This is a genomic window from Paraburkholderia sp. GAS348, assembly GCF_050434205.1.
GTDB lineage: Bacteria > Pseudomonadota > Gammaproteobacteria > Burkholderiales > Burkholderiaceae > Paraburkholderia.
Genome location: NZ_JBNPVT010000018.1, coordinates 98021 through 120887, shown reverse-complemented (window position 1 = coordinate 120887; position 22867 = coordinate 98021). Strand labels below are relative to the sequence as shown.

The 22867-nt window shown below is 57.4% G+C and carries 13 protein-coding genes and 4 pseudogenes; 9 read left to right on the top strand and 8 right to left on the bottom strand.

What is annotated here, in order from left to right; all coding sequences use genetic code 11:
• Nucleotides 1–37: 37 nt before the first annotated feature.
• A complete protein-coding gene (locus P3T22_RS24935; protein WP_429326458.1) occupies nt 38–757 on the bottom strand; it encodes a GntR family transcriptional regulator in 720 nt (239 codons plus the stop codon).
• A gap of 134 nt (nt 758–891) precedes the next feature.
• Nucleotides 892–1044, bottom strand: coding sequence for a hypothetical protein (locus P3T22_RS24930; RefSeq protein ID WP_429326457.1), 153 nt, complete (start codon nt 1042–1044; stop codon nt 892–894).
• A 398-nt stretch (nt 1045–1442) separates the two neighbouring features.
• Here P3T22_RS24930 and P3T22_RS24925 point away from each other — a divergent pair, with 398 nt between their 5' ends.
• The 3 genes and pseudogenes from P3T22_RS24925 to P3T22_RS24915 all read left to right on the top strand — a co-directional run.
• Complete coding sequence (locus P3T22_RS24925; protein ID WP_429326456.1) at nt 1443–2909, top strand: NCS1 family nucleobase:cation symporter-1; 1467 nt, start codon at nt 1443–1445, stop codon at nt 2907–2909.
• Between the two features lie 218 nt (nt 2910–3127).
• On the top strand, nt 3128–4204 hold the full coding sequence (locus P3T22_RS24920; RefSeq protein WP_429326455.1) for a porin: 1077 nt from the start codon (nt 3128–3130) through the stop codon (nt 4202–4204).
• 13 nt (nt 4205–4217) lie between these two features.
• Nucleotides 4218–4621, top strand: a pseudogene (locus P3T22_RS24915) (transposase); the annotation flags it as partial.
• Nucleotides 4622–4703: 82 nt separating this feature from the next.
• Here the strand turns inward: P3T22_RS24915 and P3T22_RS24910 are convergent.
• Both P3T22_RS24910 and P3T22_RS24905 read right to left on the bottom strand, forming a co-directional pair.
• Nucleotides 4704–5471, bottom strand: a pseudogene (locus tag P3T22_RS24910) (methylmalonyl-CoA mutase family protein); the annotation flags it as partial.
• Nucleotides 5472–6653: 1182 nt separating this feature from the next.
• Entirely contained in the window at nt 6654–6749 is a 96-nt protein-coding gene (locus P3T22_RS24905) for a helix-turn-helix domain-containing protein (protein ID WP_429326477.1), read from the bottom strand.
• Nucleotides 6750–7424: 675 nt separating this feature from the next.
• Here P3T22_RS24905 and P3T22_RS24900 point away from each other — a divergent pair.
• The 5 genes and pseudogenes from P3T22_RS24900 to P3T22_RS24880 form a co-directional block, all read left to right on the top strand.
• Nucleotides 7425–7535: pseudogene (locus P3T22_RS24900) on the top strand (DDE-type integrase/transposase/recombinase); the annotation flags it as partial.
• Nucleotides 7536–8787: 1252 nt separating this feature from the next.
• A complete protein-coding gene (locus tag P3T22_RS24895; protein WP_429326454.1) occupies nt 8788–12144 on the top strand; it encodes an EAL domain-containing protein in 3357 nt (1118 codons plus the stop codon).
• Nucleotides 12145–12713: 569 nt separating this feature from the next.
• A complete protein-coding gene (phbB, locus tag P3T22_RS24890; protein ID WP_063498944.1) occupies nt 12714–13457 on the top strand; it encodes an acetoacetyl-CoA reductase in 744 nt (247 codons plus the stop codon).
• A 1054-nt stretch (nt 13458–14511) separates the two neighbouring features.
• Nucleotides 14512–16905 carry a YjbH domain-containing protein gene (locus P3T22_RS24885; protein WP_429326453.1) on the top strand — a complete coding sequence of 798 codons (2394 nt, stop codon included), beginning with the start codon at nt 14512–14514 and terminating at the stop codon, nt 16903–16905.
• Nucleotides 16906–16925: 20 nt separating this feature from the next.
• On the top strand, nt 16926–17648 hold the full coding sequence (locus tag P3T22_RS24880) for a carboxypeptidase regulatory-like domain-containing protein (protein WP_429326452.1): 723 nt from the start codon (nt 16926–16928) through the stop codon (nt 17646–17648).
• Between the two features lie 125 nt (nt 17649–17773).
• Here P3T22_RS24880 and P3T22_RS24875 read toward each other — a convergent pair.
• From P3T22_RS24875 to P3T22_RS24860, 4 genes and pseudogenes are all read right to left on the bottom strand, one after another.
• Nucleotides 17774–18392, bottom strand: a pseudogene (locus P3T22_RS24875) (UTP--glucose-1-phosphate uridylyltransferase); the annotation flags it as partial.
• A gap of 422 nt (nt 18393–18814) precedes the next feature.
• Nucleotides 18815–19819, bottom strand: a complete 1005-nt coding sequence (locus tag P3T22_RS24870; protein WP_429326451.1) for a GlxA family transcriptional regulator — start codon at nt 19817–19819, stop codon at nt 18815–18817.
• Between the two features lie 721 nt (nt 19820–20540).
• Nucleotides 20541–20972: a hypothetical protein gene (locus P3T22_RS24865; RefSeq protein ID WP_429326450.1), complete on the bottom strand. Its 432-nt coding sequence runs from the start codon at nt 20970–20972 to the stop codon at nt 20541–20543.
• A gap of 575 nt (nt 20973–21547) precedes the next feature.
• Nucleotides 21548–21826, bottom strand: coding sequence for a hypothetical protein (locus P3T22_RS24860; protein WP_429326476.1), 279 nt, complete (start codon nt 21824–21826; stop codon nt 21548–21550).
• Nucleotides 21827–22299: 473 nt separating this feature from the next.
• Between P3T22_RS24860 and P3T22_RS24855 the strand changes: the two genes are divergently transcribed.
• The gene (locus P3T22_RS24855; protein WP_429326449.1) at nt 22300–22866 is read left to right on the top strand and encodes a hypothetical protein; all 567 of its coding nucleotides are present in this window, start codon (nt 22300–22302) and stop codon (nt 22864–22866) included.
• Nucleotide 22867 lies beyond the last annotated feature (1 nt).

Sequence of the window (22867 nt, the reverse complement as noted above, 5' to 3'; positions counted from 1 at the left end):
TTGCGAGACGCCTGCGTCGCATTTGTGCCAGTGCGACCTATTTCTTGACCTGCCGGCCAACTACTGAACCGAGTGCCTCACGCAGATCAGTATTGGCTTGATGGGCGCGGTCCAGCATTTTGACTTCCACCGCCTGTAGATGCAGACGCATCAACTCGGCAGCCTCTTGCACGTCACCTTGTTCGATCGCGAACAGGATAGCCTTATGCTCCTCGAACGAGCATGGGCTGCGACCCAGAGACTCGTAGAGCGCGGAAATGAGTGTCGAGCGCGCTACCAATCCGTTCAGGCATTCACACAGTACGGTATTACCAGTCAGCGATGCGAGTTCAGTATGGAATTGGCCCGACAACCGGGTCCAGGCCGCAAAATCGCGCCCTTCGAACGCCTTCCGCTCGCTATCGATGGTCGTTCCGATCGTCTTCAACTGCCGAGGAGTGCCGTACTGTTGTCCGACCTTCTCGACAACCGCCTGCTCGACGATGCGCCGCATCTCGAAAATCTCGTGAACCTCCTGGAGGGAAGGGCTCGCCACATATGCGCCACGATTCGGCTCGAGGTCAACGAGCCGTTCGTTCTCCAATTGTGCGAGCGCCAGCCTGATCGGGCCTCTATTCACACCGAAAATTTCGCATAGCTGTGACTCGGTGAGTTTGGCACCCGGAGCGAGCCGATGCTCAAGGATTGCGTTGCGAATGTGTGCGGCAATCATTTCGGGCTTGATGCCGCCGCGCGCGGATTCTGTTTTCTCGGCCATAGGTTTCGTGATTTGTTGCGCGCCTCATCGTACCTGGAACAGAAAACCTGTCAACAGGATACGAGTCGACCTGTTTCGGTTGCGCGGCCGACGGGCGCTGTAGTTGGGGGCTATCGCGGTGTCGTTCTTTAGCATCAAAACGTCGCCAAACTCTCCAACACCGCCCAAATTCCCGTCGGCACATTTCGGGTGCGTTTTTGGCGGTCGCCCTGCGCGAGGCAGCCGAGCCAAGCTGATTTGTGCGATTCGTTGGTGCAAATTGTCAACAATTCAAGTTTAAATTTCATTCGATATGCACCAATGTGAGGCCGCCTTCTCCGCGCTATGTCGCTACTGCCCTTGTGTGAGCGGTGTCACGCGGATGATTTGCAGTTTCAAAGTGTTGACAATGTTTATGACTAGTCTAGGATTCGACGTACTTTCTCTGGCGGCATAAGCATCCAGCGAGGGTGCAACTTTCGACTCGTGGCGGTCCCCCTGTATTGCATCGCAAGCGGGGCTATGCCACGCGAAGGATAGTATCCGCGGAATCGTCCATGGACGCCTGGTTTGCTTCAGCGATCAGTGAATTAAATAAGCAGTACCAATTTAAAAGCGAAAGTCTTATTTGAACGATGTCCGGTGTGATGCGGACGCAGGACGAGAGTCTTCGCGCCGTTTCGAACCTTCCTTCCTGGAGGCCTTGATGGCTGACTTATCCTCTGCGGCCGATGCGGTTTCATTGCCACATGCAGATTCGTCTTTGTCGAAAACAAATTACAGCGATCGGCTGTACAACGAAGATCTGGCGCCTTTGGCTGATCAGAGTTGGGGGGCGTACAACATCTTCGCTTTCTGGATGTCCGACGTTCACAGCGTAGGTGGGTATGTCTTTGCTGGAAGTCTATTTGCACTAGGCCTCGCCAGTTGGCAGGTGCTGCTTTCTCTGATTGTTGGAATTGGCATTGTCAACGTGTTTTGCAATTTGATTGCCAAGTCGAGCCAGAAGCACGGCGTTCCTTACCCGGTGATTTGCCGCGCCACGTTCGGCGTTCTCGGAGCAAACGTCCCCGCTGTGATTCGAGGGCTCATTGCAGTGGCCTGGTATGGGATTCAGACCTTCCTCGCATCAAGCGCATTCGTAGTAGTCGTGTTGAAGTTTGCACCTGGTCTAATGCCCTACGCGGATGTACACCAATTCGGCTGGCTCGGGCTTTCATACCTAGGTTGGGCGGGATTCATGTTGCTATGGATCCTCCAGGCGATTGTCTTCTGGCACGGCATGGATACCATCAAAAAGTTTATCGACTTCGCCGGGCCGGCGGTGTATGTCGTGATGTTCCTGCTCGCGGCCTACATGGTGTCCAAGGCTGGCTTTCATAACATCAGCTTCACTCTGGGCACAGTTAAGTACAGCGGATGGAGCGCGCTGCCGGTTATGGTGACCGCGATTTCCCTGGTCGTATCCTACTTCTCCGGCCCGATGCTCAATTTCGGTGACTTTTCAAGATATTGCAAAAGCTTCGGAAGTGTGAAGCGCGGTAATTTCTGGGGTTTGCCGGTCAATTTTCTGGCCTTCTCACTGATTACGGTTCTCGTGACTTCGGCAACCTTGCCAGTCTTCGGTAAGCTCATTACGGACCCGGTTGAGACTGTCAGTCGAATCGACCAACCGTTTGCGGTCGTGCTTGGCGCGCTTACCTTCATGGTCTCAACGATCGGTATCAACATCGTTGCCAACTTTGTTTCACCAGCTTTTGATTTCTCGAACGTCGCGCCGCGACGCATCAGTTGGCGGGCAGGTGGGATGATCGCCGCAGTCGGCTCCATATTCATCACGCCGTGGAACCTGTTCAATAACCCGGCCGTCATTCACTACACGCTCGACGTACTGGGTGGTTTCATCGGCCCCTTGTACGGCGTACTGCTGGTCGACTACTTCCTGGTGAAGCGCCAGAGCGTATCGACGATCGACCTCTACTCGATGTCAGAGACCGGCCGGTACTGGTACAGCAATGGGGTCAACTGGCGTGCTGTCGGAGCGCTCCTTCCGGCTGCTGCAATCGCCGTCTCGTGCGTTCTGTTTCCGTCGCTCAGCGGGTTTGCCAATTTCTCCTGGTTTATCGGCGTCGTAGTTGGCGCGGTCTGCTACCTGGCGATTGCCCGCAAATAGGTGAAGGAATCGCGCGGCCAGAGGCGTTGCATCTGCGCCTGTCGCTGGCTGCGCACGAGATTCGCGAAGCTCAAGGTTGCAGCGCCGCTAAAGGCTCGGGGATACCTGACTGTCGAACACGTCCGCGCGGCGTCGGTTCCCGCTGATTACTTCCTCCTGCCGCTTCGAAAACCAGAGCCTGATGCTTACCTTTTCTCTCCACTTGTAGAACGGGAAATATGAAAACCACTCTCCGATGTCTTTTTGCCTCTGTCGTTTGGGGATCTCTCGCAAATAGCGCTGTAGCACAAAGTGTGACGGCATACGGCCTGTTCGATACGGGTATCGCCTTCGCAAACCATGTGGGCGACGGCAGTCAATCAGTAGTCAAAGCGCAGGACAGCATTCTAGGTGTATCGGTGTTCGGGCTCAAAGGAGAAGAGGACTTGGGAGCCGGTATGAAGACGATTTTCAACCTCGAAATGGGTTTCAACCCGTCTACTGGGCGCATGGATAATCCGAAGGCGGGAGAATTTGATCGAAACGCGTATGTTGGAATCGATAGCCGGGCTGGGACGCTTACATTCGGTCACCAATGGAACCTGAACGACGACTGGCTGGTCGGTACGGTGTTCGGCGCGGGTTACAATTCAGGCGCCCCGTTCAAATTTCACGAGTTCGATGCGATAAGTGAGTACTACAACAACGCGGTCAAATACGTTTCCCCGGTAGTCGGTGGCCTGCAGGTTGCTGGCTTCTACTCTTTCGGAGGTTTCGCTGGAGATTTCACACGTGGATCCGTATTCGACGTCGGGGCACGCTACAACAGCGGTCCGCTCTATTTTGCGGGTACATTCGACCAGGAGAGTTCGGCAGGCGATGATGGCGCAAAATATAAACTTGTGACCCTTGGCGGTCGCTACGATTTTGGACCGGTTCGAGCGCGTCTTGGTTACTCCCATGCGGATGTTACGGGCGCAGGAACGTTCCAATCGATCACCAGCCAGCCCGCGCAAAACGCAAATCTCTGGGAAGCCGGGATAGATTTTGTCGCTGTGCCTTCGTTCACCATTTCGACCGATTACATCTACAAGCAAAACACCAGCGCGCATAACCACACGTCGGAATATCGACTGCTTGCGTCGTACTTCGTTTCGAAACGCACGACACTTCTTGCGAATCTTGCGTATCTGAAGAACTCTGGCGGTGCCACAGAGGCAATGTACAACGTGGATGAACCCGCGCCTGGAACGTACGGCGGTCTACCGAACTCCAACCAGACTGCATTGACGGTTGGTATTCGCCATTCCTTCTGAGCGCGAGTATTACTCCAAACACCACGTCCTCGTAGACGCGATTCTGACCGCCGCGAACCGCAACGATGTCACGCAACTGCTGCCTCTGGTCGACGTCTATCCCACCGATTCGCGGCACTCGCGGCCGACCGCTTCGCAAGCCCAAGGTCATTTACGCCGACCGCGGCTACAATTCCGACTCGCATCGCCGCCGGCTTCGCGAGCGCGGCGTCAGACCGGTCATCGCAAAGCGCCGCACCGAACACGGCTGCGGCCTCGGCAAATTCCGTTGGGTCAGTCGAACGGACTCATTCGTGACTCCATGGCTTCCGTCGTCTTCGCATTCGCTTCGAACGCCGATCTGACATTCACGAAGCATTCCTCAAACTAGCCTGCTCACTCGTCTGCTGGAACATCTTCAGCCGAACTGCACAGCCTATTCACCGACTGTCGCTCGAGCTCGCATGCATTCGATGGTCAACGCGAGCAGATTCCGGTTTTCGCCAAGACACGCTTCGGCAAGCGCTTCAAGAACGCCGCCTCGTTTCTCGAGTTCCGCCAGTTCGATACGCACGCGCGCCGCCAGGTCACTGGTGAGCGATTCCATCATGTACGATCCAGCCCACGGATCAGCGGTGTCGCGCAGCCCCGTCTCATACTGCAAAATCAGCTGGGCGCTACGTGCAAGCCTCGCAGCGGCGGCTGACGGCAGCGCAAGCGCCTCGTCGTATGCGTTCGTATGAAGCGATTGCGTGCCTCCGAAAACCGCCGCCATCGCCTGCGCGGTCACAAGCACGATTTTGTTTTCGGGTTCTTGGGCGGTCAGCGACCAGCCCGAGGTCTGGCAATGCATTCGCAGCGCCCGCGCTTTGACCGATTCGGCGCCGCACGCAGCCACAATCTCTGCCCACAACAACCGGGCCGCTCGCAATTTCGCGATCTCGGTATAGAAATCGCTGCCGACGCCGAAAAAGAAGCTCATTCGCGAGCATGCTTCATCCGGATGCATGCCGTGGACTTTCAGCGCATCGACATACGCGCGCGCGTTTGCCAATGTCAGCGCAAGTTCGAGTATTGCGTCGGCCCCCGCCTCCTGAAAATGATAGCCGGATACCGACAATGCATTGAATCGTGGCGCGTGCCGCGCAAGCCAGGACGCGACATCTGCGACGATGCGCATCGAGGGCTCCGGCGCGAAGATCCAGGTATTGCGGACCACGTATTCCTTCAGAATGTCGTTCTGGATCGTTCCGGATAATCTTCGAGACGGTACCCCCTGCTTTTGCGCTCTCCGCCACTTTTATCTGGACCTGCTGATTCTCAACAGGCCTCAGGAGGAATCGATCTGCGGCCCATCGCCCGGAGGTGGAAACACATGCCAGGACCCGTCATCGTGCCGAAAAAAATATAGCGTTCGCACGCCGTCCGGCTGGGGGGGCGCGAGGCGTACGCGGACATAACGTCTGCGGCCCAAACGAGTGCGACTGAATTCGATTACGCGGACCGGAACCGTTGGACCTGGGGCGAACCATTTCTCGACCTGGAAACGTAGGGACTGCGCATTCACGCCTTTCATACCCGTCTCCGTCACCACAGTCATTGTTCGGCGAAGCCGGCTAAGGGACCGACAATTATCCTGACAGCCGATGCGATAGCGGCGCGTGTTACCGGGCTCCAGTGCGCGTCGCCACGAACTTCGCTCCTGGCTGAATGCGTCGAGAGTCCCCCGCGCGGCGTGCGATTCAAACCTGGATGGCGGCGATGCGGTCAAGCAATCGCTGCAGTCGTTCCTGTTGGGCTTGCGTAAGCCCGGGCGTCGCATATACCTGAAGAGATCGACCGTACCAGTAGGCTTTAGGGAATAACGTATCTGCCCATTCCGAGCTTAGGGCTCGCTCGAGATGGACAATTGCGCCGTCGATGGTTTTTGCGTGTACGGATTCATACTCTCTACATTTCCATTAAACTGCTTCATTGCGTACCCTCCCGGTCGAGTCCGCTTGGTCGGGGCGGCGGACGTCGCGTTGATATTGCTCCTGGCAATCTCCGCCACTTGTTTCGTAGCTTTCTTTTACAGAGTTATTAGTCATACTGATCGCCTTGGTGAACGCCTTCCATGTTGCCACGGCGGTTTCGCTTCCAGCCGGTGCGTTCCTCTCAAACTTGTCGGCGAACTCTTGCGGCTCACGATAGTAGTGCTGGAGCTGTGCTTTACCCGCCGCCGCGAATTAACCTCGTGTTCTGGAAACGATTGAGTAAACGTGGCGCCAGTACGATTGCAATATTAGACGACGGGTGGCTATGTCTTTCGGAAAAGTGTCATAAGAATCAGACAATCGTGGGTAGCTGGGGTAACCCGACCGTGCGCGTCCTGCACCCCGCAGGCCAGCGCGATCAGTTGCAGCCGCACTTCCTGCGTGATGCGAGCCGCCCGACCGCTACGCTCGCCCTCCCGGATACCTCGTGCACCTTACCGCGCAACACGCTGGCGCCACAAGCCGACCGTTTGCACGGACACGCCCAGTTCCTGCGCGATCGCTGCGCCTGAGTAGCCCTCATGGGCCATTAACGCGATGCGCGCCCGCGTCACATCACGCTGTGCCGCCGTCGTGCGCCTGATCAGTGCCTGCAGCTCCTCTCTGTCCTCCCTGGCCAGCTTCACTAACGTGGCCTACGACCTCGCAATATAAGCAGTACTTTGCATATCGATCTCGCTCGCACTTCGATCCTTACCGCGACAAAGCCTCCACGCTTCCTCCCCACGCCCGTTCACCCTCACGCAGTTGCGCTGCGCTCGCCGTGATCAATTTACGGTGGGACTTGCACCCACAAGAGTGCGCACATGCTGGGCGCACAAAAAAAGAGCCTGCTCGCGCTGGGCGGCAGGCTCAAAACTCCGAGAGGATCCGAGGGCTTATCTGACCTCCCCTCGGAGGGCCAAGTGGGATCATAGATCGACAGCCACGTATCGCGGACGAGATTGGCCGACTGAGCCACCGTGTTGACCGAATGCGACAACAGAATGCGGTTCTCCAATCTGCTCGGCGACCTGTGAGCTTGGCATCGGCAACGGCATCCCTGCGATCCCCGATCAGCGCAAGCAAGTCATTTCGTACGTTTCGTGAACGCAAGCGGAAGTCCGACGGTCTACAGGTTGGATAACGGGAGCTGTGTAAATCGAGAGGTTTACGCACGGTTCGGCGAGAGACTCCGGGTGAAATTCCTTGGGTCTACTCATCCGTACATCCGCGTCAAGGGCGAATGGCGGTATCTTTATCGGGCCGTCGACAAGGACGGCAACACCATTGACTTTCTGCTACGCGCCCATCGGGACAAGACTGCCGCCCGACGTCCATCCGCCGCCGGCACACCCACCAGCCCGGCCCCGTTCCCGCGCATCGCCGCGCCGGCTGAACTAACTATGCCGGTCGCGGCTTAGTCGCTGAACAGTCACCATGACTTGTGTGGCGGGGGTAGCTTGGGATCGCATGGGCATTGGGGTAGAGAGCCCCACGGCTTAGCCTTGTCGTTGGGGGGAGCCATATACCAGCCCAGCGATTTGTCCGGGTTCTGGCAGCTCACTGCCTCGCAGCTTGTTTCGGCGACGCCAGCAGTGTCGCGGCATCGGCGACCCACCAATTCACATTGCACGCAGCCCCACTGTTGGTCAGGACCACGAAAAGTTTGTACCATTAAGGGCGCCGCTGCCACCGGTGCCGACTTTGAAAATCCAGACCGCGTTGGGTTGCCCTGTCCGTCGAGCGTCAACGTGGCGCTGCTGAGCGTCACCGCCCCCGTACCACCAGGCGCCGCACTCAGGACTGCGAAGCTTGATGCCGTACCCAGTACTGGTACGGTTTGAGCCCGTGCCCACGGAGCTGTGGAAAGTGACGCGCCCAGCGCAATCAGGCACGCGAAGAGATGTTTTTGACAGTAATTTCTAGCAGGTCTCTCAAAAAAATTCATAAATAAACAGGAAAATCACATACGGATATGCGCTGAGTAGCCACAGTCAATAACACATGCACAACTCGGCATCGCAGGCTAACGATGCATGAAACATTGTTTACTTTCAACGACTTGATAATGGTTCGAGCCCTCAGTGACGCACAGCTATCCCATGCACTGCTATGGCGCCTCTCCTGCCGTTCAATGTCCCAGCCAGTTGAAGGCTGGGGACATTGCCGAGGAGGTCATGCGATGTAAGGGCGCCTGGGTGATAAATCCAAAAAAACAATCGGACCTGTCTGGAAGGTTTATTGCGTTTAAAACGCGCTAGCTGCGATTCGCAAAAAAGCGTTGCGTCTTTGCGTGATTGCCAGCTTTACCTGCAATCTGTCAATCAATCGCGAAATAACTATAGAATCTTTAAGTCAAATATTTCGGACATTTTTTTGGCGATTTTTGAATATGCATGAAAATTCATGATCTGGGCGTTGGGTATTCGCCAACAGCATTGTCAAAATCCGCCAATGCAAAACCGGATACTGATCCTGGCCGGGACCGTCAATCCAGATATGGTCCGAAAACGACAGAAACAAAAAACCCGCGTACGCTGGTGATATCTTTCCCATTTAGTCGTGCAATCTTCCGGGGAACGCGACATGACATCTCAACGTCTGCCTGAGTACCGGGCTGCGCGTCGCGCCGGCGATATCAATGCGACCATTGCCACCGGCACAGCTACGTCAGTTTTTGAGGAAGTCGCCCGCGTTGCCGCGGCGATTTGCGAGGTGCCGATCGCGGCGGTGGCCTTGCCGGGCGTAGACTTGAACTGGCTCCATTCAGATGTCGGACTATCCGCAGAAGCGTGGATGGCCGCTGAAGCAGCATTCTGCCGGCTCGTTCCGGGCAACGATCAAGGAATCGAGGTGGTCGATACGGCTGACGATCCACGCGTTGCCCAGAATCTGCTCGTCTTCGATCGACTTGAGATCCGGTTCTATGCGAACGCGCCGATCATTCTCCCGATGGGGCACTGTATCGGTGTGGTGTCAGTAGCAGCATGCGCGCCCAGACACCTGACTCATATACAACGAGCCGCACTGGACGGCCTGGCTCACATTGTCAGCTCCTGTCTCCTCAATCTGTCTACGGGCGCCCTCGCCGGCAACTTGTCCGGAAATGACTCCGATGTGAACACGCTCCCTGAACAGGAAGCAGACCTTATCGTGCTCGCCAGTTCCGGTGGAGAGATTGGTTACATGGGCGACGCCTCCGCCCGCTACGGAGACGGCTCCTCGTTGAGGCTTGTAGGCACCAACCTGCTTGACACCGTTGCCGATGAAGACCGCGCATCGGCGGCTGTGGCTCTGCGCGACGCGATGACGCGTCGATCAGGCGCGACGCTTGTCGCCCGTATGGCCTCAATGGATAACGCCGAGCGATGGGTGCACTGGAACTACCGGCCGATGTCAGACATGGCTGGACGGACCGTCGCGATCTATGCCGTGGGACGCGATGTTAGTGAACGCAGGCGCGCCGAACAGGCGTTGACCGAGAGCGAGCGGAGATATCGCGAACTCTACGAACGCACGCCGGCAATGCTTCACTCGATCGATATGCAGGGGAAGCTCATGAGTGTGAGCGACCTGTGGCTTCACACGCTTGGGTATAGCCGGGCTGAGGTACTGGGGCGCTCCTCATCCGAGTTCCTGACACCGGCATCGCGCGAGTATGCACGTCAGGTGGTGCTTCCCGAGTTCTTCCGTGTTGGCCATTGCCGCGACGTCGAATACCAGATGGAGCGGAAGGACGGGGAAGTGATCGACGTATTGTTGTCCGCCGTTCTCGAGAGGCAGAGCGATGGCACGCCATGGGGATCCATGGCCGTTATCGAGGATATCACTGACCGCAAGAAGATCGAGGCGACCCTGCTCGAGAGCGAGGGCCGATATCGCGCGCTGTTTGAGCACATGCAGGTGGGATTCGTATTGCTGGATATTGTCAGCGACGCAAACGCGAAAGTCGTCGACTTACGGTTCATCGCGGCAAATCCGGCAATTGCGAGGACGAGCCGTATTCCGTCCGAACTCATGATCGGCAAGAACGTCTCGGAGGTGTTTGCAGGTCCGGCTGATCAGGGATGGGACTGGCTCGGCACGCTGACTTCGGTTGTACTAACCGGCGAGCCAGTTGCGCGACAGGATCTACCTGCAGCGGGCGGCGGCTGGTTTGACATGGTTGCATATCGTCCCGGACCCAATCAGTGTGCTGTTCTGGTCCTCGAGACGACTGAACGCAAACAGATGCAGGCGACCCTGGCTGAACAGCATGAATTCCTCCGGATCACGCTGCATTCAATCGGCGACGGCGTCGTCACGACCGATCCGGACGGTCGCGTCACCTACCTGAATCCGGTCGCGGAGCGGCTAACTGGCTGGCTCGTTGCCGAGGCGCGCGGCCTGGACCTTGAGGACGTATTTGATGCCCGCAACGAATCGACTCGCGTACGCGCTCCAAGTCCCGCTATGCAGTGTCTGAGCGAGAACCGCGTCGTGAGCAGCACCGACAATTCGGTCCTCATATCACGGGGGGGTACAGAACATGCGATCATGGATTCCGCTGCCCCGATCGTCAGTACGATTGGAGAAGTCCTGGGTGCCGTACTGGTGTTTCACGACGTGACGGAAGAACGTCGGCTCGCCAAAGAAATGAGCTACCGTGCCACGCATGACGCCCTGACCGGGTTGCTCAATCGCGCAGAATTCGAAACGCAACTTAACCGCGTGCTATCCCACGCACGCGAGGCCGGCAGTAGACATGCCATGCTGTACGTCGACCTGGATCAATTCAAGGTCGTGAACGATACCTTCGGTCATATCGCCGGCGACCAGTTGCTGCAGCAGGTGACGAACCAACTGGGACAGTGTATCCGGAATACCGACACCCTGGCCCGGCTGGGAGGCGACGAGTTTGGCGTCATACTGGAGCAGTGCGATACGGAGCGGGCCCATTGGGTCGCTTCCCGGATCTGCGAGCACCTCGACGAATTCCGGTTTGCCTATAACGAACGGCGCTTCCATATTGGCGCAAGCATTGGTCTGGTGCCCATTGACGATCGCTGGCCGACGACTGCGGCTGTGCTCCAGGCTGCCGATAATGCATGCTACGCCGCCAAGGACGCCGGACGTAACCGGGTGCACGCGTGGTTCGACGCAGATAAGGCCGTACTTGCACGGCACGGCGAGATGCAGTGGGTCACGCGTCTGGAGCAAGTCCTCGATGAAGACCGTTTCGAGCTTTATGCCCAGCGCATACAGGCGCTTGGTCGCGAGGAGAGCCACGTTCGGTGCGAACTCCTGTTGCGTCTGCGCGAGCCGGATGGGAGTCTGGTCCTGCCCGATGCTTTTCTATCAGCGGCTGAGCGCTTCCACATGGCCTCACGCATTGATCGCTGGGTGGTCAAATACGTATTCACATGGATGACCCGCAATCGCGACCAACTGAACCACGTTGACAGTATCGCGGTAAACCTCTCCGGCCAGTCCATTGGCGACCACACCTTCCATCGGTACGTGTGGGATCTGGCTGACGCATTGCAATTCGATGCGCATAAGCTTTGCTTTGAAGTAACAGAGACAGCGGCGATCACGAACCTGTCGGTGGCAACGGAGTTCATCCAGTCGCTGCGATTGCGAGGCATGCACTTCGCCCTTGATGATTTCGGAAGTGGCGCTTCATCGTTCGGTTACCTTAAAGCGTTGCCCGTGGATTACCTGAAGATCGACGGACAGTTCATTACCAATCTGGCACATAACCTCATTGATCAGGCAATGGTACGGTGTATCTGCGATGTGGCAAAGGCAGTCGGCAAGCGAACCATTGCGGAATTCGTCGAAACATCAGCCGTCGCGGCATTGCTGAGAAACATGGGCGTCGACTATATTCAGGGATACTTCGTCCACGCACCTGCTCCCATGGAAGAAGTTCTTGTTCATGGATTTGATGCACGTAGTTGACAGGCGACAAGGTCCCCCCGGGAGCCGCTATGCAGGTAGTTTCTTGTGCAAGAGGCACGTAAAAAAAATGCCTGCCGGAGGGTAAGCGGCAGGCTAACCTTCGAGGGAGTTGCACATCTGAGAGACCCTCGAATGGACCGAGGAACAGTGTAGGGTGAACAATCGCACGACGATCACCCGTGGCGGATTGGGCCAAGCTGTTGACTGAACAGGACAAAGGCGCATTCGCTTAAATCGGTTCGATGAGCCGTGGGACGTCGAATTTCCAACGACCCGATGCTGACTCCCCGCGGCTCCCGCCCCTGCATCGCATTCGCGAATGGCGGATTACACCAATCGCTTGACGGAATCGACGTTACCTCCCCTCTTAAGATGATACGACCAGACCCGTCTCGGCCAGACGCCGTGTCTCTCGAGGCGCGCAGCCTTACGCAATGCAATTCGATGTTCAACCGACTACCTGAGCAGGTGAAGGTGGCGGCGTATTGCTGAAATGCATTGGCGGGATGTGCGGGACCGCCACGAAATGCGCAGGACTCCCGCAGATATCACAACCAGGAAAAAATACGATGGTGAAGCGAATCGCGGTAGTGACGGGTGGCATGGGTGGACTTGGGGAGTCGATCAGTACAAAGCTGCATGACGCGGGTTATTCGGTGGTGGTCACACACTCGCTGAACAACCTCGGCGTCGCTGACTGGCTGGCCGACATGGAGGCTAGTGGACGAAGCTTCCGCGCTTACCCGGTAGACGTCACCGACTACGACTCATGTCAGCACTGTGCAAGCAAAATCCGGTCTGAGATTGGCCCCGTCGATATTCTGGTGAACAACGCCGGCGTCACACGGGACATGACGCTCCGGAAACTCGACAAGATCAACTGGGATGCAGTCATTCGGGCCAATCTGGATTCGGTCTTCAACATGACCAAGCCGTTGTGCGAGGAGATGGTCGAACGCGGTTGGGGGCGCGTCATCAACATTTCCTCGGTCAACGGTTCGAAAGGATCTATCGGCCAGACCAACTATGCGGCGGCCAAAGCTGGCATGCACGGTTTCACCAAATCGCTGGCGCAGGAAGTGGCGCGCAAGGGGGTAACCGTCAACACCATTTCACCTGGCTATCTCGCCACCAAGATGGTCACCGCTATTCCCCAGGAGATTCTGGATACGAAGATCCTGCCGCAGATCCCCGTCGGCCGGCTCGGCAAGCCCGAAGAAGTGGCAGCGCTTGTGCTCTATCTATGCTCGGACGATGCCGGTTTTGTAACGGGGTCCAATCTCGCCATCAACGGCGGCCAGCATATGCATTGAGTCCACGGCAGATCGACTGATCGCACGCACCGCAACCTTTCACCTGGGCGTCGCGGTGCGCTCAATCAGGCTCGGGCCATCCCGCCTGTCCGCCCAATTTCATGCCCACCTGCCTGAGCACGGGTCTTGCGCAGATCCTCCGTTGCAGCAGGCACCATGCGCGATACGAAACGGCCTCTCGAGGTCAACAGTACCTCCTCCCCGCTCTCCTGTGACAACAGCTCGCGAACGAGCAACGCTTCTGGTGCGTCGCAGCCCATAAACGAGCAACGCGAGAAGGTGTCGGGCCGCATTCGCCAACATCAGGTCGCATTCGGACACTCGATGGCGGAAGTTTTAGTCGTTCTATAGGATCGACCCCAACGACTAGAACTCCTCAGTAAAGACCCGGACATTGCAGCGATGAAAGATGTGATGTGGGACAACAGGATAGTGAAGCAGTGACGAGTGGTGGGCGACCCTTGAGCCTTTGCCATAGAAAGTGCCGCGTTCTCTGCACGGCAGCAAGCCTCGGTTGAACCGCCCCAATGATGTCAAACAGCACGGTCCTTTTGCTGCGTACAGGTATCGCCAGGGAGATTGGCCTTGTCGCAACCGGAGGTTTGCCAGGGCGGCCGCGGCGGCGTCCACTACGGCTTTATGCCGAAGAGCTACAAGCACGCGCAACGCAGGCGGATTGAATATCTGCAAGGCTCGACGTTTCGATATCCGGACTGCGCTGCCCCGGTCTGCCGTCGCCAGATGCGCCAGGACCCTTGTGGCCGCTCCCTCTCCTATTCCGTCAGCCGGGTCAACCCAACACCGCCCAGGCGGATCGCGTTAGTGCGTAAAGCGGGCACCGGATCTGCCACGCCCATACAGCGTTTGGCCTTGCCACGTGGCGGTCAGGCGTGGCCGTGTTGTGTACGTTCGTGCGTGCCGACGACACCTTCTTGTTCGTCGAAAGAAGCTGATGGTATGGAGCACATCCACGGAATCGGTCTGCTCTATCGCGCGATCCCTGCTTTGCAACCTCGCCCGTCAACCGGTTTATCGCTAAAAAGGACTCAGCAGATTGCGCGCAAATCGACCTCAATTCGCCCCGCAAGCCTTGGCACTCGGCGCTGCACTGGCATTTTCCGGGTCGGCGCATGCTGTCGATCCGGCGCTGAACTCGCTTGGCCAGGCAGGCGGGCTGGTGATCCCCTATGCGTTCGCATTGCCGGAAGGTGTTGGCGAAGCACAGTACAACGATTACATTGACCCCCGCTACGGCAAACAGGCGACGGGTTCTCAGATCTACTGGGGTGCGTTCGGACTCCTGCCGTATGTTGAGCTGGCTGGCGGGTTGGTGAACTATCCGGGGGATGTGCCGGCGCCGTATGCCGGCGCGGACCACTTCATTTTTCGTCATTTGATAGCCGACGTTAAACTGGAAGTACCGCAGTTCTTCAAATATCAGCCGGCCATTGCGTTCGGCATGACCGACATCGGCGGTCAAACCCATTTCTTTCGCTCCAAGTACGGCGAGGTGTCACAGCCCTTCGGGCCGCTCAACCTGACAATCGGCTACGGGCAAGGCGATCGGCTTGACGGTCTGTTTGGAGGTGTCCAGCTGTCGCTCTGGCAGACGGGACTGTCGCTGCTGGCAGAAGATGACTCGAAGACACCCTACGTAGGCGTGCGTTATCAGTCGCCCCGCATTAGCTGGCTAGCCGACGCCAACATCATCGGTACGGTGACGCGCGCGCTCAGATCGACAGACGGTGTATCGCCGCGCACGTCGATCTCGGTGGGAATTCAGATACCGCTCGGCAAGCGGTTCAGTCCACAGCGCTGCGCAGGCGGTCTGTGCGACGATACCAACGCTCAGGTGCAGCAGGGACCGATCGACCCAGGCGCAGGTGCAGGTGCAGGTGCAGGTGCAGGTGCAGCTATCGTGCCGCGTAGCTTGCCGCCGCCTCACGAACTGGCCGTGGCAGAACACCCGAATGACGTTGCCCAAGAAGCGATTTCATTTGTGCCGCCGCTGCAGTCCTACGCGTCCGTCGTCGTGGCCGATGCATCCCCTGCGGTGCCCGCTGAGCGCACGCCGGTCATTCCCGAGCCGGTGGACACCTCAGCGCTCGATTCGATCGCCGTGCAACTGTTTGCCGCGGGCCTCGAACGCGTGCGAGTGGGGATCAGCGGCCAGGATCTCATCGTCGAATACGAGAACCACCGATACAACCAGAACGAAGCTGACGCGCTCGGCATCGTGCTGGGTGTGGCGAGCATCAATGCACCGCGTGGCATCGAGCGAGTGCATGCGGTAGTCAAGAAGGCCAATGAACCGCTCGCCGACGTTGCCGTCGATCGCGAAGCCTACGCACAATTCCTCGCCGGGGGGGCACCCGCAGCGGCAAGCGCATCGATGACGATGCGAGCGCAACTGAACTATGACGCAGACTCGATTGTGTGGTACGGCAATGACCGGTACCACGGGCTCACGCGCATTCAGATCTCACCCGTTACGAGCTATCTATACGGCACCGAATATGGAAACTTCGACATTTCGGTTGGGGCGAATATTGAAGGATTCGTTCCGCTTTGGCGGGGTGCTGAGCTGTATGCAAGCTATATTGCGCCGCTGTACAACACGAAGAATATGGACGACGGTCGCGTGTTCAGCCAGTACCGTCTGCGCGGCGGGCTGTCCAGTGCGGCGTTGGCACAGAGTTTCTGGATCATGCCGCAAGTCCTGAACGTGGCCGCCGTGGGCAAGTTCGACTACCAGTACGTTGGCATCGAGAACGAAACCACGGCATTTGTCCCAGGCCGTCCAGACATCGTCCGACTGCGTCTCGCGTATCTGCACCAGGAGCCCGGCCGGGATACGCTGCCGCACGAAACGAACGCGATGCTCACCTACAGATGGGTACAACCTTCGTGGAAGCTATGGATCGAGGCTGGCGTGGCCCGCTATGTTGGGGGCGACAAGGGCCCGCTCATCACGCTAACGCGCTGGTTCGACGATGTATCGGTCAGCGTATATGGCGAACATAGCGGCCGAGGCAGCTTTGCAGGCGCAGCCATCAGCTTCCCGCTCACGCCGCGCCAAGGTATGAAGCCGGGCATTACCCAGGTCTCTGGCTCCGGAGCGTTTGCACTGGACTTCCGCACGCGCGTGGGCTCGACCAACTACCTGACGCCTGATGCAGCGCAGAACCTGAGCTTCCCGTATAGCACCGACCAGGTTCTTCTGAACCAGGGGCGCTTTAGCGCGGCGTATTTCGCGACGCAACTCTATCGAATGCGCGACGCGTACGACCGTTATGCAAGACCTCACGACGATCCGTCGAAATTGGATCGTCATGGCGAGCCAGCCGGTCCTTCTGCTGCGATAACAGTGGCGCCGGCCGGTGCCTGTGAAGCCAGTTTGCAGGATGTGACGAAAGTGCAGGCTCAGTTGCCTGCCAATTGCGAGTGACTTTCTTTTGGAGAAAATCGATGAAGCTATTTGACGCCCGCGCGTGGCGCACGCTGCAGTTTGGATCAATTGCGCTGGCAAGCAGCGCGCTCGTTGCGTGTGGCGGAGGCGGTAGTTCGCCCACTGCGACCATCCATGGAACGGCGGCAGTCGGCGCTGCACTGGCTAATGCGACCATCCAGTTGAGCTGCAAGAACGGCTCAGGTAGCACGACTTCGAATTCAAGCGGATCTTATTCGGATACGTTCAGCTTCGACGGCCCGTGTCTGATTACAGCGACAAGTGGTTCGACCGTCCTCAATTCGTTTGCTTCCGGTGCTGGGACATACAACGTTACGCCGCTCACGCAGTTGCTTCTGAGTTACCTGGCCGGACAGCTCGGCACGACGCTCAATGGTTTGCTTGCCGGCATCACGACCAATGCGACCTTCCAGAGTGCGCTGACGAATAGCACGGTGATAGCAAACGCAGAAACCGCGGTGACGCAACTGATAAAAAGCACGTATGGCGTGACGCTGTCCACGAACTCGTTCTTGACCGTATCGTTCACGCCAGGTCAACCTGGAGCCGACGCGGATCTCGACACCCTGCAGACTGATGGGGCGATTACGAGTGAAGGCCAACCCGCCGCATCTCTTGCGACCGCGGCAGTTGCCGCGGGCGCTGCCGCGCCCATTTCAGGTGGCACCGCGCCAGGCAAGACAACCGGCGGTACGGGTGGCACTGGCGGAGCGGGGACGTAGACGAGGTGTCTGCCTGCCGCCCCCCCAAGACGAGCAGGCTTTTTTTTCCTCGGGTCGAGCCTGTATAGAGGCGATCACTGACGTCTCCAGTTCGCAGCCTCAAGGCGAGACAGTGAGCCTATCCATCAACCAACCTGCGGCACGGCCAGATGCTCTTCCAGGTATGCCCGGAAGTCTTCGCTAACTTCCGGGTGCCGCAGTGCGAACTCGACGGTGGCCTTCAGATAGCCGAGCTTGCTGCCACAGTCGAAGCGCCTGCCGTGATATTTGTATGCCAGCACCTGCTCGTCGGCGAGCAGCGACTGGATCGCGTCCGTCAACTGCAGTTCGCCGCCGGCGCCCGGCTTTAGCGCGCGCAGGTGTTCGAAGATCCGCGGCATGGGCACGTAACGTGCCCACCACGCCGAGGTTCGACGGCGCAACTTCCGGCGCCCGTTTCTCGACGATGCCCGACATCTTGATGATCGACTGCTCCCACTGCTTGCCGTCGACGATACCGTACGACTTCGTCTCCGACGACGGAATCTCTTCGACGCCGATCACCGAGCTGTGATAGTGGTCGAACACCTCGATCATCTGCGTCATCACGGGTGGTGTGCCGTACAGCAAGTCGTCCGCGAGGATCACGGCGAACGGGTTGTCGCCGACCAGCTTCTCGGCGCACAGCACCGCGTGGCCGAGGCCGAGCGCCTCACGCTGGCGCACGTAGAAGCAGTCGACATGGCTCGGCTTGATGCTGCGCACTGGCACAGAAGAATTAAAAAAGCCTACCCTCCTGAAGGAGAGCAGGCTCAAGTTCCGAGGCACATCTGCTCGTCCTTCAGACGTCGTTAGGGACCCATGCTGGAGCAGTCAAACCAGGCAACTTCTGAAATCGCAATCGTTTGTGCAACCTGAATCAGGCTCACTCAATATGTTTTGTCCACCTGAAAATTGATCTTATGATGAAAAATGCCCTTTTTCAGGCACTATTCGGCAAATCTCAACTATCGAATTCCATCCAGCGAATATAAGCTTGTCATTCGATGCGATGCAGTGTTTTTTAACACCGCACCGCACCGCACCGCACCGTATCGAATTGTATGGCGTTATATGGCATTGCACACAAATCGTAATCTGCGGTCTTTATGGCGGCTAAACCGCCATTACCGCAGACAGATCGGTTATCACGACGTGCTCATGAGACGCTTGCTGGCGCGGTACTCGGTTGGCGTTGTCGCAAGATGTTTGCGGAAGAGTTTCGCGAGCCAGCCACCACCCCCAAGTCCGCAACGGCGCGCGATCTTGTCGACCGGCAGATCGGTTTCGACAAGAAGGCGGCAGCACATGTCGAGCCGCACATACGACAGATACTCGGACGGCGTGACGCCCATTTCGATCTTGAAGCGACGCAGGAAGTTTCGCTCACTCATTGCGGCAACCTGCGCCGCCTCATCGATGGAGATCGGTCGGTCGCCGTTCGCCTCCAGCCACTTGGCCGATGCCTGAATCTTTTCGCTCGCGTAAGCGGGTGCATTCTCGCGGATAGTCGCCGTAAAGCGCGTCTGATGGGGCCGAGGCAGGACGTGATCTTCGATCAGGCGCGCGATTTCAGTACCAAAATCTTCCTGAACGACCGCCAGCGCACTGTGCAACGGACTAGCGAAAGCCGTCGAGACGCCAAGGGTGGGAGCACCGTGTTGGAAGGTTTCCGAAGTGCGTCCGCCCCAGCGCTGGCTGCTGCCAGCGCGTCCGAATCCGGCGGCTTCGAGCAGCAACCGCCCTTCGCCGATTGGGACTACCAGTCCGCTGCGCGGGCACTCGCGACGCAGCCAGGTAGTCAGGCGTTCATCACGTGTTGCATTGCGCACCCCGCCTCCACCGCCAACAAATAACGCGTGGAAACCGTCTGAATAGCGACGCGCCTCGACACCTTCGGTCCAGACGAACACGGAAGACGAGCTGTCAACCCGGCCACCGGCCGCCGATATAAGGCAAACCTTGTACCGTATCTGGCCGCCCTGTGTGGTCTCTGTCTCGGTGAGCGCATTCGCCGACTGGAATATTTCCAGGACTGTGGCTGCCTCCGGCAACGCAAACCCGCTGAACAAGACTATGCCGATATTTCTCACCGTGCGCACGTCTTGCAGAACGTGTGGCCGCGCTACGCTGTCACTGTGAACCGTCTCCATCATCATATTTCCCCGGAATTTAGTGAACGTTCCAGCTTGCTTTGAGCTGGATTTATTTACGGATTTTATCCTACAAAAAAAACTGCCCTATCATTATGTACCGGCCGAATCTACCCACATGTTGGCGGTTTTAGGCAATGTGAAAGATGGATGTAATTTGAATGCACCAGTAATGGGGATTCCCCAAAGTTGTGCGCGATCGAAATGAATTGAAAGGAATCGAAAGATAAACAAATGAATTTCGGCTCGAATCGGTGGCCATTGCAACAAATAGCATCGAGATTCGAAAAGAGTGCGGCAAGAGATTACTTTAAAAATGCAAAAAATGCTGTCCGGCCGGCGAGTGCCATCCAGGAACTGCAGAACCTTATGCGTATCGGCGAACAACGGAGCCGCTGGCTCTCCCCGCATAGTCTTCCGTATTCAGAAGGTGCTCGAAGACGCCAACCTCAAGACTGGAGGCAACGCCCTCTCCGATGTGCTCGGCCGGCACCCGATGCCAGCGGAAGAGTTACGGCAGCATCACCAAAGTGAGCGATTGCATCCCACATGGGTTCATAGATCCGGGTAAGTACTCTAGGGGAAACGCTGACCAATGAGCCTGTCGTCAGAACGGTATCGGTTAATACACACGATGCAGTGTTGCTTCCGCTGTGATGACCGCGAGTTCCCTTGCGAGAAACCCACGATTGCGATCTCTGAAGCGAATGTCGTCCGGCATCTAGCCAAGCGGGATCGGTGTCACAGTCCTGCAACCATCGCAGGACTGCCCCTCTACGCTGCGGAAGATGTCCGTCCGGCTCGTACAGTCGCGGGGGGGGCACACTGCCACGACGTGCTCGCGGTTCACCTTGGGGTGGCCGCCCGGTACGGTCGTTTCTGTCCTGATTTGCGACATGAATGCGCCGTTGGTCAGAGATACGGTTAGGATTGTCAGCGGGGCCGGCTCTTCGGCCGCGATCGTCGTCGCATACTCGCGCGCCGCCTCAACATTCCCGGCTTCCACCGCGGCCCGGAATGCCTCGAGTTGGGCATTGAGTCGAATATCCGCGTCAATGTCCGGAAGGTTCGCCTCGATGAGGTCCATCGCTTCCTGAAATTTACCTTGGCCGCGCAGCGCGGCCGACTCCTGGATTATTTCATTCCCCTTCATCGATCATTCTCCTACTTAACAGCCCCGTTTTCGATTGTCCCGCGCCTGCTGACCCCGCGCACTACCGGTACGCTTCAGCCCTTTACCGTGTTCGCGTCATTCCAAAAATCGATCTTTTTGTTCGTAGACGCTAACGCGTGAGTGCTCGCGACTGTTCAGCCGTTTCACGGGGGGCGTTGTCCATCCCAGTCCGACATTTCGGCGAAGAATCAAAAAGGGGCTCACCCATTGGACCGGTGGAAAACACGAGATTTTCAAGGTATTGAAGCGCTCACCGAGGTCGATTAGCAATGGAGTATGGGCCAGCGCTGGCATGCCTAGGGACGGGACGGCAGATATCGACCAGCCTTTGACGTTAAAGGACACGATAAAGTCTGGATGTTCCACAGCGCGCATGCGCGGGCTAGCCCTTCTGCCAACGTATTCGCGCACTTGGCGAAGTAGTGGGGCCTGCGCTCGACACGCGTGTCCATGTCATATTGAAAAGCGACCTCCGCGCGGTGACGCGGGAACGTGTCAGAACCTCTGCGCTACAAGCCGCTTGTCGCCTTCAAACGCTGTCCACCTCGAAATACCTAGCGTGGCACAGGTTCAACGAAATAAAGTTGCGTGTTCAGATGACCCGTCGCATCGGTCGTGATCTCTTTTACCGTGGCCCAACGGTACGCCGTGTGCTGCAGGTCGGGCAGGCTCGCAAGTTCAATAGTGCCGCGCAGCTTGTACCTAAGTACAACGTAATGAGTAGAGATGCCGGGCTGACCACCGAAATTGTCGTCGTACAGGTGTTCGTACACGCCAAGAAGGTCGGCGTCGGCACGTCTGAGGTCGGCGCGGCCGAGTTCCTCGTTTGCGATCCGGCGGAAAGCGTCGTCAATGCGTTAGTTCTTGCGAATACGATCGCCCGGCACAAACCGGAAACCTTGAGCGGGTTTGTTGACGAGGCGCCGGAGAAGATACCCCCGTCTCGTTCTCAATGATAAGGTCGATGGCTATAGGCTCTCCCGCTTTGGACAACCTGGTCAATCGAAACCAAAGGGATCGAGGAAAGTTTGGATGGTGAGCATGATCGTCCTGAAGCGCTGGCAACAAGAGGGAACCGGAATTATCCGAAAGTCTCCACTCGCTGCGGGATGTGCGTTAATGCATTGCACTCAACGCCACCAGTCAATTTGTCGAATTCCGCCATAACATGGTTGCTTTTCGCAATATCGTCTGGATCAACGCGAAATGTATGCCGGCACGAGTAAATGACCGGCTTTATATATTAAATTCGCTGTAGAATTCACTGCGATACCGCAAGTGACTAAAACACACTGGACCACAGCCTATGGAATACACGCGGGCGCTGACGTCGCTTTCGTCGTCGAATACCAAGAGCATCGCAGCATTGCTGGCGATGTACGCTGGAATCTGGTTATTGGACATCTCCACAGGCTATAACGTGAGTGTCTTCGGGATATACGCCGTACCGGTCGCATGCACCGTCTGGTTGTTCAATGCAAGGGCCGGCCTGTTCGGTGTAGCAATCGCCTCATTGCTATGGTTGCTCGCCTATTTAATGGACGGCGGACCCGGAGGGCCTCTGATTCTGTTCCTGCACGTCATCAACCGAGCCGCCCTGCTCTCTTTCGTTGTCTTAACCATCGTGCAAACGCGGCGTAGCACCGAGGCAAAGCACCGCGCGGTGTTTGATTTCGTCAACAAGCTTCAAACTTGCCGGTCCTGCAACCACGTATCGGCCGGCGATCATACCTGGGTTGGTTTGGATGCGCTCATCGAGGAGTACGCGGAGACTGGCAGGAACCTGAAACTCTGCCCTGAGTGCGCAAGACGAGCGTATTCCCTTGGATCGACAATGCAACCCGCTACATGCGGGCAAAAGGAAGAGTGCTAAT